This window comes from Rhodococcus sp. NPDC056516 (assembly GCF_042794655.1).
GTDB lineage: Bacteria > Actinomycetota > Actinomycetes > Mycobacteriales > Mycobacteriaceae > Rhodococcus_F.
Window position 1 is genome coordinate 114700 of record NZ_JBHTTG010000007.1, and the last position, 15809, is coordinate 130508.

The window sequence follows — 15809 nt, forward strand, 5'->3', positions numbered from 1 at the left end:
AAGAGGCTGGCCGGCTCAGTTGCCTGCAGTGGCGACGGTTGCCTGACGGTACTCGCGGTCGGTGTTGAACGGCGTGGTCGACGTAGCCACCGGCGACTGACCGATTGCCTGCAGAGCCTCAGCGGTCGTCAGACCACCCTTGCCCTCCGCGTCACCCTTGCGCAGTTCGATGTACTTGGCGAAGTCCTCCGGCGAAACCGCACGAACCTCGAAGTTCATCATCGCGTGGAACGTGCCACACATTTCTGCACAACGCCCGACGAACGCGCCTTCCTTCTCGATCTCACTGATCTGGAAGATGTTGTCCGAGTGGTTCTCCTTGGGGTTCGGGAGAACGTCGCGCTTGAACAGGAACTCGGGCACCCAGAATGCGTGGATGACGTCCGAGGAAGCGAGTTCGAACTGGATTCGCTTGCCGGTGGGCAGAACGAGGATCGGGATCTCCTGGCTGGAGCCGACGGTCTCGATCTTGTCGTAGTGCAGGTAGCTCAGGTCCTCGGTGCTGTTGCCGTGGATCGGGCCGGGAACTTCTTCGCCGTGTTCGTTGACGGTGGAGCCCTCGGTCTTGGCAGCCTCTTCGGCCTCGACGTCGATTCCGTTGTACTTGGCGGAACCGTCACCGAACTCGATGGAGCGGTAGCCGAACTTCCAGTTCCACTGGAAGGCCGTGACGTCTACGACGACGTCAGGGTTGTCCGTCTTGTCCAGAACATGGTTCTGAACGATGACGGTGAAGTAGAAGAGAACCGCGATGATGACGAAGGGAACTGCCGTGTAACCGAGTTCGAGCGGCACGTTGTATGCCGTCTGACGCGGGAATTCCGGCGAGTCCTTCTTCTTACGGTGGAAGATGACGGCCCAGAAGACCAACCCCCACACCAGCACACCCATGACGAGGGCGGCTACAACCGACCACGTCCACAGCTCACGCATGCGCGTCGCTTCCGGGGTGATGCCCGAAGGCCACCCGAAACGAAGCACTTCGTTGTCGATGGAGCAACCCGACAGCAGCAAGGCAGCAATGCCCAGAGATACTGCCAGCCCCGCTCGCCGAAGGATCCGACCTTGCGCCACGTTCACGCCTTCCTGATCGCCACAAAATTCAACTAGGGCATGCCCGGAGGGAAGGCCCAATTACTACGCAGCGTAGACCAAAGCCGGGCGCTATCCATCCTCGGGTCCTCGCCCGTGTCGCGGCGGACGTCACACAGCTCTCTCAGGTGCTGCTCAGGAACGGCTCAGGTCGTTTGGGCGACGCACATCACGTCGATTCGTTCCGCCGCGATCGGCAGAGACGTCGATCTGCGGCATACTTTCGACAAGAGTTCGTTGACCTCTCCCCGACACTCGTGTCCGGGAGCCTTCTGTACGAAAAATTCTGAATCGAGGAACCGGACGCTGTGTGTGGACTGCTCGGGCTACTGACATCTGGCGGAACCAGCGAGGACGCCGTCTCGCGGGTCGACCAGGCGATGCATTGCCTTCGTCACCGCGGGCCGGACGAACACGGGACGTGGAATGACGACCACCTCGTCTTCGGGTTCAACCGCCTGGCGATCATCGACATCGCTCATTCCCACCAGCCGCTGCGTTGGGGCCCGCCGGAGAATCCGGAGCGCTACGCGCTCACGTTCAACGGCGAGATCTACAACTATCTGGAGATCCGCGCCGAGCTGGTCAAGGACCACGACGCGAAGTTCTTCACCGAGGGCGACTCGGAAGCCATCGTCGCTGCATTCCACTACTGGGGTGAAGATGCAGTCCGGCACCTGCGTGGAATGTTCGCGTTCGCGATCTGGGACACCGACACGCGTGAGCTGTTCATCGCGCGCGATCCGTTCGGCATCAAGCCGCTGTTCATCGCGACCGGCGCCGGCGGCACCGCGTTCGGCAGCGAGAAGAAGAGCCTGCTCGAACTCACCGATCTGATCGGCATCGGTACCGAACTGGATCCGCGCGCCATCGAGCACTACACCGTTCTGCAGTACGTACCGGAGCCGGAAACACTGCACAAGCAGATCCGACGCCTGGAATCGGGCAGCTTCGCGCGGGTGCGTCCGGGCGAGGAGCCCACGTTCACGCGGTACTTCACGCCGAAGTTCCCGGCCAAGCCTTTTGCGCCGGGCACGGAGAAGGCGCGCTACCAGGAAATCGCCGAGGCACTCGAGGATTCGGTTGCCAAGCACATGCGCGCCGACGTCACCGTCGGTTCGTTCCTGTCCGGCGGTATCGACTCCACTGCCATCGCGGCGCTGGCGATGCGTCACAACCCCAACCTGATCACTTTCACGACCGGTTTCGAACGTGAGGGCTATTCCGAGGTCGACGTTGCTGCAGAATCCGCCGCAGCGATCGGCGCGAAGCACGTCGTCAAGGTGGTCTCCCCCGCCGAGTTCGCCGCTGCCATTCCCGAGATCGTCTGGTACCTCGACGACCCGGTGGCCGATCCGGCATTGATTCCGCTGTGGTTCATCGCGAAGGAAGCTCGCAAGCACGTCAAGGTGGTGCTGTCCGGCGAGGGCGCCGACGAGCTGTTCGGCGGCTACACGATCTACCGTGAACCGTTGTCGCTCAAGCCTTTCGAGTACCTCCCCAAGGGATTGCGTCGGGCCGCGGGCAAGTTGTCCGAACGCATCCCGGACGGCACTCGCGGCAAGAGTCTGCTCAACCGCGGTTCCTTGACGCTCGAGGAGCGCTACTACGGCAACGCTCGTAGTTTCAACGACGCTCAGCTTCGCGCCGTCCTGCGCGATTTCCGGCCCGAGTGGACTCACCAGGACGTCACCGCGCCGATCTACGCGCAGTCTCGGGACTGGGATCCGGTTGCCCGGATGCAGCATCTCGACTTGTTCACGTGGCTGCGAGGCGACATCCTCGTCAAGGCCGACAAGATGACGATGGCCAACTCGCTGGAACTGCGTGTGCCGTTCCTCGATCCCGAGGTCTTCGACGTCGCCTCACGCGTTCCGCTCGATCAGAAGATCACGAAGGACACAACCAAGTACGCGCTGCGTCAGGCCTTGGAAGGTATTGTGCCGCACCATGTTCTACACCGCGCCAAGCTCGGATTCCCGGTTCCCCTGCGCCACTGGCTTCGCGGCACCGAACTCTTCGACTGGGCACATCTGCAGATCGAAGAGTCGGGAACCGACCACATCTTCGACAAGCAGGCCGTCGTGAAGATGCTCAACGATCACCGCGAGGGCGTTTCGGACCACAGCCGACGCCTGTGGACCGTCCTGACCTTCATGGTCTGGCACGGAATCTTCGTGGAGAAGCGCATCGTGCCGCAGATCCAGGAACCGGTGTACCCGGTCAATATCTAGGCCTTCGGCCCCGTGAGCGGTTAGGGAGTCTCCGGACTCCTCAACCACTCACGGGGCGCAGCCCCCCTAGGGCAGAATCGTTGCGATCTCGTCCGCTGCCGCGCTGCCGTACGCCTCGGTGAGACGCTTGAGGGCCTCGTCGCGGTTGAACACCCACTCCTGGGTTCCGACGGTCTCGAGGATCAACACAGCGACCAGCGATCCCAACTGGGCGGCACGCTCGAAGCTCAGACCAGCGCCGTGTGCGAGCAGGAAGCCGGCACGGAAGCCGTCGCCAACACCCGTCGGATCAACCTTGCCCGTCTCGGGCACTACGTCGACGCGCACCCAGTTACCTTCGGCATCAACAATTTCCACACCCTTGGAGCCGAGGGTGGTGACGCGGATGCCGACCTGTGCGCGGATCTCTTCCTCACTCAGACCCGTCTTCTGCTGAAGCAGACCCCACTCGTACTCGTTGGTGAACAAGTACTTCGCACCGTGGATGAGCGCCTTGGCCTCGTCACCGGACAGGCGGGCAAGCTGCTGCGACGGATCAGCTGCGAACGGGATTCCGAGCAGGCGGCATTCGTCGGTATGGCGAACCATTGCTTCGGGGTCGTTTGCGCCGACCAGCACAAGATCCAGCGCACCCGCGGTCTTGGCCACTGCTGCGAGTTCGATCTCGCGGGCCTCGCTCATCGCGCCGGGGTAGAACGACGCGATCTGCGCCATGTCCTCGTCGGTGGTGCACACGAAACGCGCGGTGTGTGCCTTGTCCGAAATGCGGACCGCGCTGCAATCGACGCCGTTGTCCTCGAGCCAGGTGCGGTATTCAGCAAAGTCCGCGCCGACCGCACCGACGAGCAACGGCGATCCACCGAGCACGCCCATTGCGTAGGCGATGTTGCCGCCGACGCCGCCGCGGCGGATCACGAGGTCGTCCACCAGGAAGCTCAGCGAAATGTGGGCGAGCTGATCGGCGAGGAGCTGATCGGCGAAGCGGCCGGGAAAGCGCATCAAGTGGTCGGTGGCAATGGAACCGGTTACCGCAATAGTCACGGATCGTGGCCTTTCAGCGAAGTGAGTACAAGAATGAAAGAGGAGCAAAAGTTCACGTTACTGCCCGTAGCGCCGTCTTTGGCACCCGAGCCGTCAGATCGGAACCGCCTGGGTACGAGTCACCACAAACAACTGACGCGAAACCGAATGTCGGTTCCGCGTCAGTTGTTTGCGAATTGAGTTGTGATCGACGGACTCAGTTGAACGAGTCACCGCAGGCGCAGGAGCCTGTTGCGTTGGGGTTGTCGATCGAGAAGCCCTGCTGCTCGATGGTGTCGAGGAAGTCGATGGACGCACCTTCGACGTACGGCGCGCTCATCCGGTCGACAACCAGGTTGACGCCGTTGAAGTCGACGGTGAGGTCACCGTCGAGCGTGCGGTCGTCGAAGAACAGCTGGTACTTCAGTCCGGCACAGCCGCCGGGCTGCACTGCGATACGCAGCGCGAGGTCGTCGCGACCCTCCTGATCGAAGAGTGCCTTCGCCTTGGCGGATGCGGCCTCGGTCATCTTGACGCCGTGGGTGGCGGTCTCGTTCTGCACAGTCATGGGCTCTCCCTAATGTTCGTACCAACCCGTGAACGCTTCAACGGTACGCCGCTGCCGACTTATTCCCGCCAGTCCTTACCGGGTGCGATTCGTCTTCATCCTATCCGGTCTTCCCGTCACGGCAACGGCGCGTCGACGCTGGTAGATTCTGCGCTCTGTTGACCGCGCCAGATGTTCCACTCGCGCGCCGTATGTTCGGCGAGTCCCCCGAGACACGCCGACGCTTCGTTCATCGCACGTTCCACCGAACCCGCGAACTCTGTCACCGATTTCGCCTCGACGATCGAGGTCGACGCATAGTCCGGCTCGTCGAGCGTCACCTGGCCGGCAAAAACGAGCGTCGGAACGCCGTGCGCTGCCCCGGCCGAAGCGAGCGTTGTGACGAGTTTGCCTCGCAGCGATTGGTGGTCGAACTTGCCTTCGCCGGTGATCACCAGGTCGGCAGACTCCAATAGCGCTGCCTGCCCGGTCCGATCGGCGACGACGTCGGCCCCGGATCCCCGCTGCGCACCGAGCGCGAACAGCGCAGCACCGATACCACCTGCGGCGCCGGCGCCAGGAAGATCCGACACTCGTTTTCCGGTGGCGGACTCCAACTGTTCTGCCCACATCGCATTTCTCGCTTCGAGGACGGCGATTGCCTCGGCGTCGGCGCCTTTTTGCGGGCCGAACACCGCTGCCGCACCGTGCTCGCCGAGAAGTACGTGTTCGACGTCGGTGGCCGCGACCAACTGAACGCCCGCCGCAGCCGCCGTTGCAGCCTCCAGGCCGCCCAGCGCCTCCACCAGTCCGCGTCCCCCGTCTGTGCAGCAACTCCCACCAAGTCCGACGACGATCGTCTTCACGCCTTCCTCGAGCGCAGCCGCGATCAGTTCTCCGACACCGCGACTGTGCGCGGCGAGTGCGCTCGCACGCGTCGGTGGACCTCCGAGCAGGCCGAGCCCGACTGCTTCGGCCGACTCGATGTACGCCGTGCCCGAATCGAGCAGCCACTTCGCGTCGACGCCCGCGGTCAACGGTCCGGACACCCGCGCGGACCGGATATCGCCCCCCGCCGCGGCCAAGACGTCGACAAATCCCGGTCCCCCGTCGGATTGTGGCGCGGTGACGACGTCGTCATCGGGTCGGCCGCGTCGCCAACCGGCAGAAATGGACTCGGCCGCCTCGACGGCGGTCAGGGTCTCGCCGAATGAATCTGGAGCAACTATTACTTGCATAGCCGAAGTCTAAGAGTGCCGAATGACCCCGATGTTTCGGTTTCTCGAGCGTTTGGGCGTCTTGCGCGATTGTGATTTTCAGAAAGACCGAGGTCGGTTTCCCAGACCGTGCACTTATCCAATAGCCTGGAGGTGTGAAATTGCTACGCCGCGGTGACTCAGACAACTCCGACAAACGTGACGTCGAGGGCACTGAGGCATCCTCGGCCTCCGAAGAGGCGCCCATCGAGCAGGTGGGCAAGGGCCGCCCAACACCCAAGCGTCGTGACGCCGAGGCGAAGAGGCGTGGCCCGGTTGCGCCTGCCCCGCTGACCGCGAAGGAAGCCCGCGCCCGCCGCAAGGCGACCCGCGGCTCCAAGGAGGACCGCAAGGCCGAAGCCGCCGAGCGTCGCGCATCGTCGGCAGACCGCCGCGCCCGCATGCTCGCCGGCGAGGACAAGTACCTGCTCCCCCGCGACAAGGGCCCGGTTCGCGCCTACGTCCGTGACTTCATCGATGCTCGCCGCAACCTCGTCGGGCTGTTCATGCCGCTCGCATTGATCCTCATCATGACGATGTTCGTCACGCCCGCGCTCCAGCAGATCGTCACGCTGGCAATGCTCGTGATGATGCTCTTCATGGTCGGTGAAGGCATCTGGCTCGGACGCATGATCAACAACCGCGTCGCCGAGCGCTTCCCGGACAGCACCGACGGCGGATTCAAGCTCGGCTGGTACGCGTTCGTTCGCGCGTCGCAGATCCGTAAGCTGCGCGCACCGAAGCCTCGCGTGGGGCCGGGCGACGCAATCTGAGTGTGACGAACACGTATAGAACTTTGGTCCTCGGCGGCGCGCGGTCTGGTAAGTCCGCGCACGCCGAGGATTTGGTTTGTGCAGGCCAGTTACCCGAAGATTCGGCACCGATCCGGTACCTGGCGACAGCCAAGCGCGATAACTCCGACGCCGACTGGGAAAGCCGGATCGATCAGCACCGGAGCAGACGGCCTTCTCACTGGTCGACCGTCGAGACCGCGGATGCAGGTGACCTCGCGGCGCAGCTCGAAAGCGATTCACACACAGCGACGTTGGTCGACGATCTGGGAACGTGGCTGACCACGGAACTGGACCGTCAAAGCGCCTGGGACGCACCGCGCGGCACCATCACGCCCGCTGCGGACAGCCTTGTCGCCGGCGTCGAGAACTACCGCGGATCCCTGGTACTGGTCAGCCCCGAAGTAGGTTTGGCCGTGATTCCCGAGACCCGGTCGGGACGATTGTTCCGCGACGAGATCGGCACTCTCAACGCTCGTATCGCCGCGGTGTGCGATCGTGTCGTACTAGTGGTTGCAGGGTTACCGCTCGTCTTGAAAGATACTGCTGCACAACCGGAAGGCACGATGTGAGTACCGACGCCAATTCAGGGGCCAATTCAGGGGCGAATCCAGTTGCCGACCCAGAATCCAACCCTGACGTCGCGCCTGCCAGTAGCGCCGACTTCGAACCTGTCACGCCGCCCGACCGCGACGTGCGCGCGCAGGCCGACGCACGTCAGCGTGACCTGACCAAGCCGGCCGGCTCACTGGGCCGACTGGAGGCTCTCGCCGGTTGGGCATCGGCATGCCAAGGAGTTTGTCCTCCACATGCTTTCGCTCGACCTCGCGTCGTCGTCTTCGCCGGTGATCACGGAATCGCCCGCAACGGTGTCTCCGCCTATCCCCCGGAAGTGACCGCACAGATGGTCGCCAACTTCCTCGGGGGCGGCGCGGCAGTCAACGTCCTCTCCGAGGTTGCCGGCGCCACCGTTCGCGTCGTCGACATCGCGGTGGACGGCGATACCGATCCGGCCGTCTCGAACCACAAGGTACGCAGGTCTTCCGGGTCCATCGACCGCGAAGATGCCATGTCGAACGAGGAAACCCTCCAGGCCATCGCTGCCGGCCGAGCGATCGCGGACGAGGAAATCGACGGGGGCGCAGACCTTCTCATCGCCGGCGACATGGGCATCGGCAACACCACACCCGCCACTGTGCTCATCGCCGCCCTGACGGACAGCGAACCTGTGGCGGTCGTGGGTCGAGGTACCGGTATCGACGACGCCGGGTGGATCCGCAAGACTGCCGCGATTCGCGACGCTCTCCGGCGTGCCCGTCCGCACGTTCGCGACACAGTCGCGCTGCTGCGCACGTCTTCGGGTGCCGACCTCGCCGCGATGGCCGGCTTTCTGGCCCAGGCAGCTTCGCGTCGTACGCCGGTGATCCTCGACGGCGTTGTGGTCACCGCAGCCGCCATGGTTGCCGACGAACTGGCTTTCGGCGCACGTGAATGGTGGGTCGCCGGACACCGCTCCACCGAACCTGCCCACACCATCGCATTGACCCGAATGGGTCTCGACCCGATCGTCGAGTTCGACATGCGTCTCGGTGAAGGGTCAGGCGCAGTCACCGCGCTCCCGATTCTTCAGGGCGCAGTGGCAATCCTGAGCAAGATGGCGACATTCTCCGAAGCCGGTGTCAGCACTCAGGGCAGCGCACCTGCCGACGAACCGGAGTCGATCGACCTGACCAAGACCGATACGGCGGAGTGAGCGTGGCGGGCCCGCTGTCCGGAGTGCCGCTGGCCTTCTCGTGGCTGACGGTCCTTCCGGTTCGTGGCCCCTCCGACATCGATCGAACTGCCGGCCGTCGCGCCATCACCGCCGCTCCGCTGACCGGAATCGCTCTCGGCATTGCCGCTACGTTTCTACTCTGGGGCGCAACCAGCATCGGCCTGAATCCCTTCCTCGCGGGCTTACTGACGGTCGGCGCACTCGCTCTCGGAACCCGCGGGATGCACGTCGACGGACTGGCGGACTCCGTCGACGGATTGGGTTGCTACGGTCCACCGGAGCGCGCCCGCGAAGTCATGCACAGCGGCGGCGCCGGACCCTTCGGGGTCGCCGCACTGTTCATCTTCCTTGGTCTGCAATCGGTCTCCTTCGGCGTCCTTGCTGTTGCCGACTCCCCCACGCAGTGGATCGCGGTCCTCGTATCTGTCGCTGCAGGCCGAGTCGCCGTCGTTTTTGCCTGCCGCCGAGGCGTTCTCGCGTCGAGCCCGAGCGGATTCGGTGCGCTCGTCGCCGATTCGCAGCCGCTGTGGGCCGCGCTCGTATGGTCGGTTCCGCTGATCGCCGTTTCTGCTTTTGCCACTGACCGGTGGTGGCTCGGCCCTCTCGTCACCACGTCGGCGCTGCTGATCAGTGTGCTGTGTGTGCGTCACTGCGTCCGGAGATTCGGCGGGCTCAACGGCGATGTTCTCGGATTCGCGCTCGAACTCACGGTGACGCTGACGGCCGTCGGCCTCACATTCGGACTGTGATCTGACGTCGTGCGAGTCGGAGTCCTGGCGTACGAGGGTTGCCTGGCGGCCGAGATCTTCGTTTTCACGGATCTTCTGCTGATCGCCAATCGCGTCGCCGATGGAGCGTCCACCGACCCATTCGAGGTGTCGGTCATCGCCGCGTCCGGCTCGCCCGTCGTTGCGGCGGGCGGATTTTCGATCGGCGCACAGGAGGGGCATCACGACATCGATCACCTGGTGGTGCCGGGGTTCGAACTTGTACCGCCCGAAGATCCCGCGACGCGCTTGTCGCTGTGGGACAGAGAAATCGAGTTCATCCGTGCCTGCGAGGCGCGGGGCGTTCGTGTGTCGTCAGTGTGCGTCGGCGCATATCTGCTGGGCGAGGCCGGACTTCTCGACGGACGCCGCGCTACGACGTCGTGGCTGTACGGTGCCGACCTCGCGAGTCGATATCCCGATGCGACGATTCGAACCGATTCGCTGATCGTCGATGACGACGGCGTCACCACCACTGCGGCGTTCACTGCAGCGCTCGACCTCGCCACAGCACTCGTGCGCGAGCATCTCGGCGACAAAATTGCGCGAACGACGGCAAGAATTACTCTGGCGCCGGAGAACCGAACCAGTCAATCTCCGTACGTCGTCGACTCGATGCTGCCCGTGAAACACACACAGTTTGCCGAGGCCGTCGGAAGCTGGTTGGTCGAACGGATAGCGGAGCCTTACGACTTGGATCAGCTGTCGGCAGCTTTCCGCGTCAGCACCCGAACAATGCTTCGGAAGTTCGGAGACGAGACCGGGGAATCGCCGCGCGCCTACCTACAGCGTGCACGGGTGCGAAAGGCCAAACGCCTGTTGGAATCAACCGATTGGCCACTCGGAAAAATCTTGGGACACATCGGTTATCAAGATCCTGGAACCTTCCGTCGACTGTTCGCCGACCGTGTCGGAATCAGCCCGGCGGACTATCGAAAGCGGTTCCGCGACGGCGGCACCGGATAGGTCGCGCGTGGCGAGCCCGCCCGCAAACGTGGCGAACCGCCCTCTTCTGTAGTTGATCCCGCACCGAAAGACTGTGCGGAGGAGAAACTTCGACCAATTGAGAGGGCCCGCCGTGCCGAACCGAAGCATGACAAAAGATGATCCGCTCGAAGACTTCGACCGGCGAACCATCACGATCGACGCGGTGTCGAAGTCCGTGTACGTGGCTGGCACCGGACCCGCAGTAATCGTCATGCCGGAAATGCCGGGCATCAGCCCGCATGTTGCGCGATTCGCCCGCTGGGTGCGCGACGCCGGTTTCACGGTGTTTGTTCCGTCGCTTTTCGGCCGCGACGGCGCGGTTCCCACAGTGGACGAGGGAGTCTCCGTTTTCAAGAGAGCCTGCGTCAGCGCAGAGTTCCGCGCACTCGCTGGCGACGAACCGAGTCCAGCGGTCCGTTGGCTGCGTTCGCTCGCCGCTTCGGCCCACGAGGAGTGCGGTGGCCCTGGAGTCGGCGTGATCGGGATGTGCTTCACCGGTAACTTCGCGCTGTCAATGATGCTCGAACCATCAGTTATCGCGCCGGTCCTCGCCCAACCGTCGTTACCGCTCGATCGACCAGGCGAAACCGACAGCGGGCCCGAAGAACTCGACGCCGTGCGCTCGAGACTCGAGGCCGAAGACCTCACGGTGCTTGCCTACCGCTTTCAAGGTGACTCGTTCTGCCGCGCACAACGATTCGCGGCCTACAGGGCTGCCTTGGGTAAGCGCTTCGTCGGGAAGGTACTACCCGACGAAGCGGCCAACGCGGCAACGTCGCCGTTCTTCGAACACGTCATTGCCAATCCACACAGCGTGGTGACGGCTCACCTCGTCGACGAGGCGGGATCACCCACCACCGTCGCACGAGACGAGATTCTGCAGTTCTTCTGCGAGCGATTGCTCGCGGAACGAACCAGCGATCAGTGAAGCTTGGTCATCCAGCCATGGGTGTCGGCGAAGGTGCCGCGCTGGATACCCGTGAGGGTGTCGCGCAGTGCCATCGTCACTTCACCCGGCTCGCCGTCTGCGATGGTGAACTCGCCCTCGGCGGACTTGACGCGTCCGACAGGAGTGATGACTGCTGCTGTGCCGCAAGCGAAGACCTCGGTGATTTCACCGCTCTTGCACTTGGTGCGCCATTCGTCGGTGCTGATCTTGCGCTCTTCGACGGAGAAGCCGGAATCGGCGGCGAGCGCGAGCAGCGAGTTGCGCGTGATGCCGGGCAGCAATGATCCGGACAGCGACGGCGTCACGAGGCGAGCGTCGGGACCGGAGCCGAAGACGAAGAACAGGTTCATTCCACCCATTTCCTCGACGTACGTGCGCTCGATGGCGTCGAGCCACACCACCTGGTCGCAACCCTCGTCGGCGGCCTGCGCCTGGGCGAGGAGCGAAGCGGCGTAGTTGCCGGCGAACTTGGCCGCGCCGGTACCGCCGGGGGCCGCGCGGACGTATTCGGTGGACAGCCACACACTGACCGGCTTGACGCCGCGCGGGAAGTACGCGCCGGCGGGCGATGCGATCAGCAGGTAGCGGTACTCGTCAGCGGGACGGACACCGAGTCCGGCTTCGGTGGAGAACATGAACGGACGGAGGTAGAGCGCGTCCTCGCCGCCGGCAGCGGGAACCCAGTCGAGATCGACGTCGATCAGTTCGGTGATGGAATCGACGAACATCTGTGCCGGCAGTTCGGGCATGGCCAGACGGCGCGCAGATGCCGCGAAACGCTCGGCGTTGGCCTCGACGCGGAACGAACTGATCTCGCCACCCGGCTGACGGTATGCCTTGAGGCCCTCGAAGATGGCCTGTCCGTAGTGCAAAACCATTGCGGCCGGATCGAGCTCGATGTTTCCGTACGGCAACACCTGGGCGTCGTGCCAGCCCTTGCCCGCGGTGTAGTCGATCGAGACCATGTGGTCGGTGAAGTGCCGCCCGAAGCCGGGCGCCGCCAGAATGTCACGGCGCTCGGCGTCGGACTTCGGGGACGAGCTCTGAACACGAACGAAATCGGCGGCACCTGTCATGGGCGCAATCCTATCGAACGTGAAAAAGCTCTCTACTTGGTGTTGGTCTCCACGAAAGGAGGAGACACCACGACGCACCGAAGAGCACGACCACGGACGTCGACTTCGATCTCGTCGCCGGCTGCGATATTGGCGCCGGAATCCAGGAGCGCCAACGCAATTCCCACTTTGAGCGACGGTGAGAACGTTCCGGAGGTGGTCTCGCCGATTGCCTCGCCGTCACGCAGAACACCGAGGCCGGCCCGCAGCACACCGCGGTCGAGAGCCTTGATCCCCCAGAGTTTGCGGGCCGGACCGGCGGCCTTCTCGTCGGTCAGGGTCTCTTTGCCCCAGAATGTCGGCTTCTTCCAACCGATCGCCCATCCGCAGCGCGCTTCGAGCGGGGAAATCTCGAGCGAAAGCTCGTGCCCGTGCAGCGGATAGCCCATCTCGGTACGAAGAGTGTCGCGGGCTCCGAGCCCGGCGGCCTGCCCACCCTCGGCGCGCACTGCCTCGAGAAGCGCGCGGAACAACGGCTCGCTGTCTTCCCACCGCGGCAAGAGTTCGTAGCCGACCTCACCGGTGTAACCACTGCGGCACACACGCACGGGCACGCCGTTCCATTCCGCGTCTTCGTACGCCATGTACTCGATCTCGGTGGGAAGCCCGAGAGCCGTCAGAACCGCCACCGATTTCGGGCCCTGCACCGCCAGCACTCCGTACGCACGATGCTGATCCTCGACGGTGATTCCGTCGGGTGCGACGGCGACCAGAGCCGCAACAACGTCCGCGGTGTTGGCCGCATTCGGGACGAGGAAGATCTCGTCGTCGCTGACGTAGTACGCGATGAGGTCGTCGATGACGCCACCGGACTCGTTGCAGCACAACGTGTACTGAGCCTTACCCGGTCCGATCTTGTTCAGATCGTTGGTGAGTGCGGAGTTCACGAATTCCGCGGCGCCCGCCCCACGCACGACGGCCTTGCCGAGGTGACTGACGTCGAAGAGTCCGACATTCTCACGCACAGAGGTGTGTTCGGCCACGACGCCCGCGTACGAAACCGGCATCTGCCACCCCCCGAACGGCGCGAACGTCGCGCCGAGTTCGACGTGGACGGGGTGGATCGGGCCCTGCAACAGTTGTTCGTCGGTCATGGCCCACAACCTATCGGACTTCGCCGATCGAAACATGTCCGCAGCGAGAGCTCACCTGGCCGCGACGATCCCCCGTCCGGAATCCGCCAAGGGCCTAACATCGACTCAGGCATCCGCCAGAACCGGACGCATCGCACACTCACCTCACAGGAGACACCTTGAGCACTCGCACAGCCCGATCGTTGGGACCCGACCTCGTTCTCGCCGGCACAGTCGCCAAGCGCGCAGAGATATTGGTTGTCGGCCTGACGTCGGGTCCGGACGGCCCCGAATTAGCACTCAGCGAAGGCATCGTCGACGAAGACGTGCTCGCCGAGATCCTCGACAGCCTCATCGCCGTCGGCGCCACCGGCAAGCCCGAGCAGCTCACCCGCGTCCCGGCACCGAGCGCACTGTCTGTCACCAGCGTCCTCGCCGTCGGACTCGGCTCCGCCGACAAGCTCGGCAGTGAGCAGATCCGCAAGTCCGCCGGCGCCGCAGCTCGCTCGCTGTCCGGCATCGACACCGTCGCAACCACGCTCTCGATCCTCGATCTCGGTGCAACCGCCGAGGGATTTGCGTTGGGCGCGTACAGCTTCACCGAATTCAAGTCGTCCATGACGGCTCCCGGTCCCGATTCGCAGCCACTTGCCCGAGTCGAACTTCTGGTGCCGTCGCCGCGCGCCAAGGAGACCAAGGCAACGCTGGCACGGTCGGCTGCCATCGCCGAGGCCGTCGCCACCGCACGCGAGTTCGTCAACACTCCCCCGAGCCACCTCTACCCCGCCGAGTTCGCCGCGCGTGCCAAGGCACTGGGCGTCGAGGCCGGGCTCACCGTCCAGGTTCTCGACGAGAAGGCACTCGAAAAGGGTGGCTACGGCGGAATCATCGGCGTCGGCAAGGGCTCGTCTCGCCAGCCGCGTCTCGTCCGCCTCGAATACGCGTCGAAGAAGCGTGGCGCCCGCAAGGTCGCACTGGTGGGTAAGGGCATCACCTTCGACACCGGCGGAATCTCCATCAAGCCCGCCGCCGGAATGGAGAACATGACCTCGGACATGGGCGGCGCCGCAGCCGTCATCTCCACCGTCGTGCTTGCCGCCAAGCTCGGCCTGCCCGTCAACGTCGTCGCATACGTGCCGATGGCCGAGAACATGCCGTCGGCGACCGCGCAGCGTCCCGGCGACGTGTTGACTCAGTACGGCGGAATCACCATCGAGGTCGTCAACACGGACGCCGAGGGCCGTTTGATCCTTGCCGACGCGATGGTTCGCGCGGGTGAGGACAACCCCGACTACATGATCGACACCGCCACCCTGACCGGTGCGCAGATGGTGGCGCTCGGCAACCGCACGCCCGGCGTCATGGGCACGGACGAGTTCCGTGACCGCGTCGCCTCGATCTCGCAGAGCGTCGGCGAGAACGGATGGGCCATGCCGCTGCCCGAGGAACTGCGTGGAGATCTCGACTCCAAGGTCGCCGACATGGCCAATGTCACCCCGCACCGCTGGGGCGGCATGCTGGTCGCAGCTCACTACCTCAAGGAATTCGTTCCCGAGGGTGTCCAGTGGGCGCACATCGACGTCGCGGGTCCGGCGTACAACACGTCAGGACCGTGGGGTTACACCGGCAAGGGCGGCACCGGAGTTCCGGTTCGCACGATGATCTCGGTCCTGGAGGACATTGCGGTCAACGGCTGACCCCTTGCTGTGCGCCTTTATTAACCCCCCGCGGTTGATAAAGGCGCACAGCAGTTCAGGCGCCGTCGCGCAATTCCTGCTCGCGCGCCCGCTTGCGTTCGATGCGCTTACGCTCGTCGTGATCGCGCATACGCTGCGGATATCCCGTTTTTCGGACGTCGTAGACCGGGATCTTCAAGTCCTGTCCCAATTTGCGGGCACCGCGTTCGCCGCCGACACGACGACGAGTCCACTCCCCGTCCTTCGCAACCAATACGACGGTCACCTCGGTCACCGTCGTCTGCGGTTCCACATAGGCCTCGACGCCTTCGTGCGAGTGCGCCCAATTCGCCAGATGATCCGCATCACTTTGCGCTGCGGCCTGAGCCGCACTCGGCGGACGCTTGAAACGATCGAACAGTCCCACGGTCGTACTCTCCTCGGTACCGACGCCGCGGATGCACCCCGGCGATATGTCAAGTTTGCCAGGCGATGTCCGTTCTACCTGCGCACGACATACCGTTTGGT

15 protein-coding genes are annotated in these 15809 nt (G+C 64.1%); 8 read left to right on the forward strand and 7 right to left on the reverse strand.

Annotated features, from left to right (window positions below; genetic code table 11):
• Positions 1-15: 15 nt before the first annotated feature.
• Positions 16-1080: a cytochrome c oxidase subunit II gene (locus ACFQ6Y_RS21690; RefSeq protein ID WP_030537048.1), complete on the reverse strand. Its 1065-nt coding sequence runs from the start codon at positions 1078-1080 to the stop codon at positions 16-18.
• Between the two features lie 320 nt (positions 1081-1400).
• On the opposite strand from ACFQ6Y_RS21690, the gene asnB reads away from it, so the two are divergent.
• Entirely contained in the window at positions 1401-3326 is a 1926-nt protein-coding gene (asnB, locus tag ACFQ6Y_RS21695) for an asparagine synthase (glutamine-hydrolyzing) (protein WP_378637012.1), read from the forward strand.
• A gap of 66 nt (positions 3327-3392) precedes the next feature.
• Here the strand turns inward: asnB and ACFQ6Y_RS21700 are convergent, their stop codons facing one another.
• From ACFQ6Y_RS21700 to ACFQ6Y_RS21710, 3 genes are all read right to left on the reverse strand, one after another.
• Complete coding sequence (locus ACFQ6Y_RS21700) at positions 3393-4367, reverse strand: carbohydrate kinase family protein (RefSeq protein WP_378538848.1); 975 nt, start codon at positions 4365-4367, stop codon at positions 3393-3395.
• Between the two features lie 196 nt (positions 4368-4563).
• Positions 4564-4914 carry an iron-sulfur cluster assembly accessory protein gene (locus tag ACFQ6Y_RS21705; RefSeq protein ID WP_007730053.1) on the reverse strand — a complete coding sequence of 117 codons (351 nt, stop codon included), beginning with the start codon at positions 4912-4914 and terminating at the stop codon, positions 4564-4566.
• 116 nt (positions 4915-5030) lie between these two features.
• Positions 5031-6131: a glycerate kinase gene (locus ACFQ6Y_RS21710; RefSeq protein ID WP_378637018.1), complete on the reverse strand. Its 1101-nt coding sequence runs from the start codon at positions 6129-6131 to the stop codon at positions 5031-5033.
• Positions 6132-6265: 134 nt separating this feature from the next.
• Between ACFQ6Y_RS21710 and ACFQ6Y_RS21715 the strand changes: the two genes are divergently transcribed.
• The 6 genes from ACFQ6Y_RS21715 to ACFQ6Y_RS21740 all read left to right on the forward strand — a co-directional run bounded on the left by ACFQ6Y_RS21715 (position 6266) and on the right by ACFQ6Y_RS21740 (position 11396).
• Positions 6266-6922: a DUF3043 domain-containing protein gene (locus tag ACFQ6Y_RS21715; RefSeq protein WP_007730051.1), complete on the forward strand. Its 657-nt coding sequence runs from the start codon at positions 6266-6268 to the stop codon at positions 6920-6922.
• A 2-nt stretch (positions 6923-6924) separates the two neighbouring features.
• Positions 6925-7512: a bifunctional adenosylcobinamide kinase/adenosylcobinamide-phosphate guanylyltransferase gene (gene cobU, locus ACFQ6Y_RS21720; RefSeq protein ID WP_378538850.1), complete on the forward strand. Its 588-nt coding sequence runs from the start codon at positions 6925-6927 to the stop codon at positions 7510-7512.
• 122 nt (positions 7513-7634) lie between these two features.
• A complete protein-coding gene (gene cobT, locus ACFQ6Y_RS21725) occupies positions 7635-8693 on the forward strand; it encodes a nicotinate-nucleotide--dimethylbenzimidazole phosphoribosyltransferase (protein WP_378637664.1) in 1059 nt (352 codons plus the stop codon).
• 2 nt (positions 8694-8695) lie between these two features.
• The gene (locus tag ACFQ6Y_RS21730) at positions 8696-9463 is read left to right on the forward strand and encodes an adenosylcobinamide-GDP ribazoletransferase (protein WP_378637022.1); all 768 of its coding nucleotides are present in this window, start codon (positions 8696-8698) and stop codon (positions 9461-9463) included.
• A 9-nt stretch (positions 9464-9472) separates the two neighbouring features.
• Positions 9473-10447 carry a GlxA family transcriptional regulator gene (locus ACFQ6Y_RS21735; RefSeq protein WP_378637026.1) on the forward strand — a complete coding sequence of 325 codons (975 nt, stop codon included), beginning with the start codon at positions 9473-9475 and terminating at the stop codon, positions 10445-10447.
• Positions 10448-10574: 127 nt separating this feature from the next.
• Positions 10575-11396, forward strand: coding sequence for a dienelactone hydrolase family protein (locus ACFQ6Y_RS21740; RefSeq protein ID WP_378637030.1), 822 nt, complete (start codon positions 10575-10577; stop codon positions 11394-11396).
• Here the strand turns inward: ACFQ6Y_RS21740 and ACFQ6Y_RS21745 are convergent.
• Entirely contained in the window at positions 11390-12493 is a 1104-nt protein-coding gene (locus ACFQ6Y_RS21745; RefSeq protein ID WP_378538854.1) for a branched-chain amino acid aminotransferase, read from the reverse strand. The two genes, ACFQ6Y_RS21740 and ACFQ6Y_RS21745, sit on opposite strands and share 7 nt — an antisense overlap.
• Before the next feature lie 32 nt (positions 12494-12525).
• Positions 12526-13626 (reverse strand): glycine cleavage system aminomethyltransferase GcvT, encoded by a 1101-nt coding sequence (gene gcvT / locus ACFQ6Y_RS21750; protein WP_214888016.1) that lies wholly within the window; start codon positions 13624-13626, stop codon positions 12526-12528.
• 158 nt (positions 13627-13784) lie between these two features.
• Here gcvT and ACFQ6Y_RS21755 point away from each other — a divergent pair, with 158 nt between their 5' ends.
• Complete coding sequence (locus ACFQ6Y_RS21755; RefSeq protein ID WP_378637035.1) at positions 13785-15302, forward strand: leucyl aminopeptidase; 1518 nt, start codon at positions 13785-13787, stop codon at positions 15300-15302.
• A gap of 55 nt (positions 15303-15357) precedes the next feature.
• Here ACFQ6Y_RS21755 and ACFQ6Y_RS21760 read toward each other — a convergent pair whose 3' ends face one another.
• Positions 15358-15708, reverse strand: a complete 351-nt coding sequence (locus ACFQ6Y_RS21760) for a hypothetical protein (protein WP_003941713.1) — start codon at positions 15706-15708, stop codon at positions 15358-15360.
• Positions 15709-15809 lie beyond the last annotated feature (101 nt).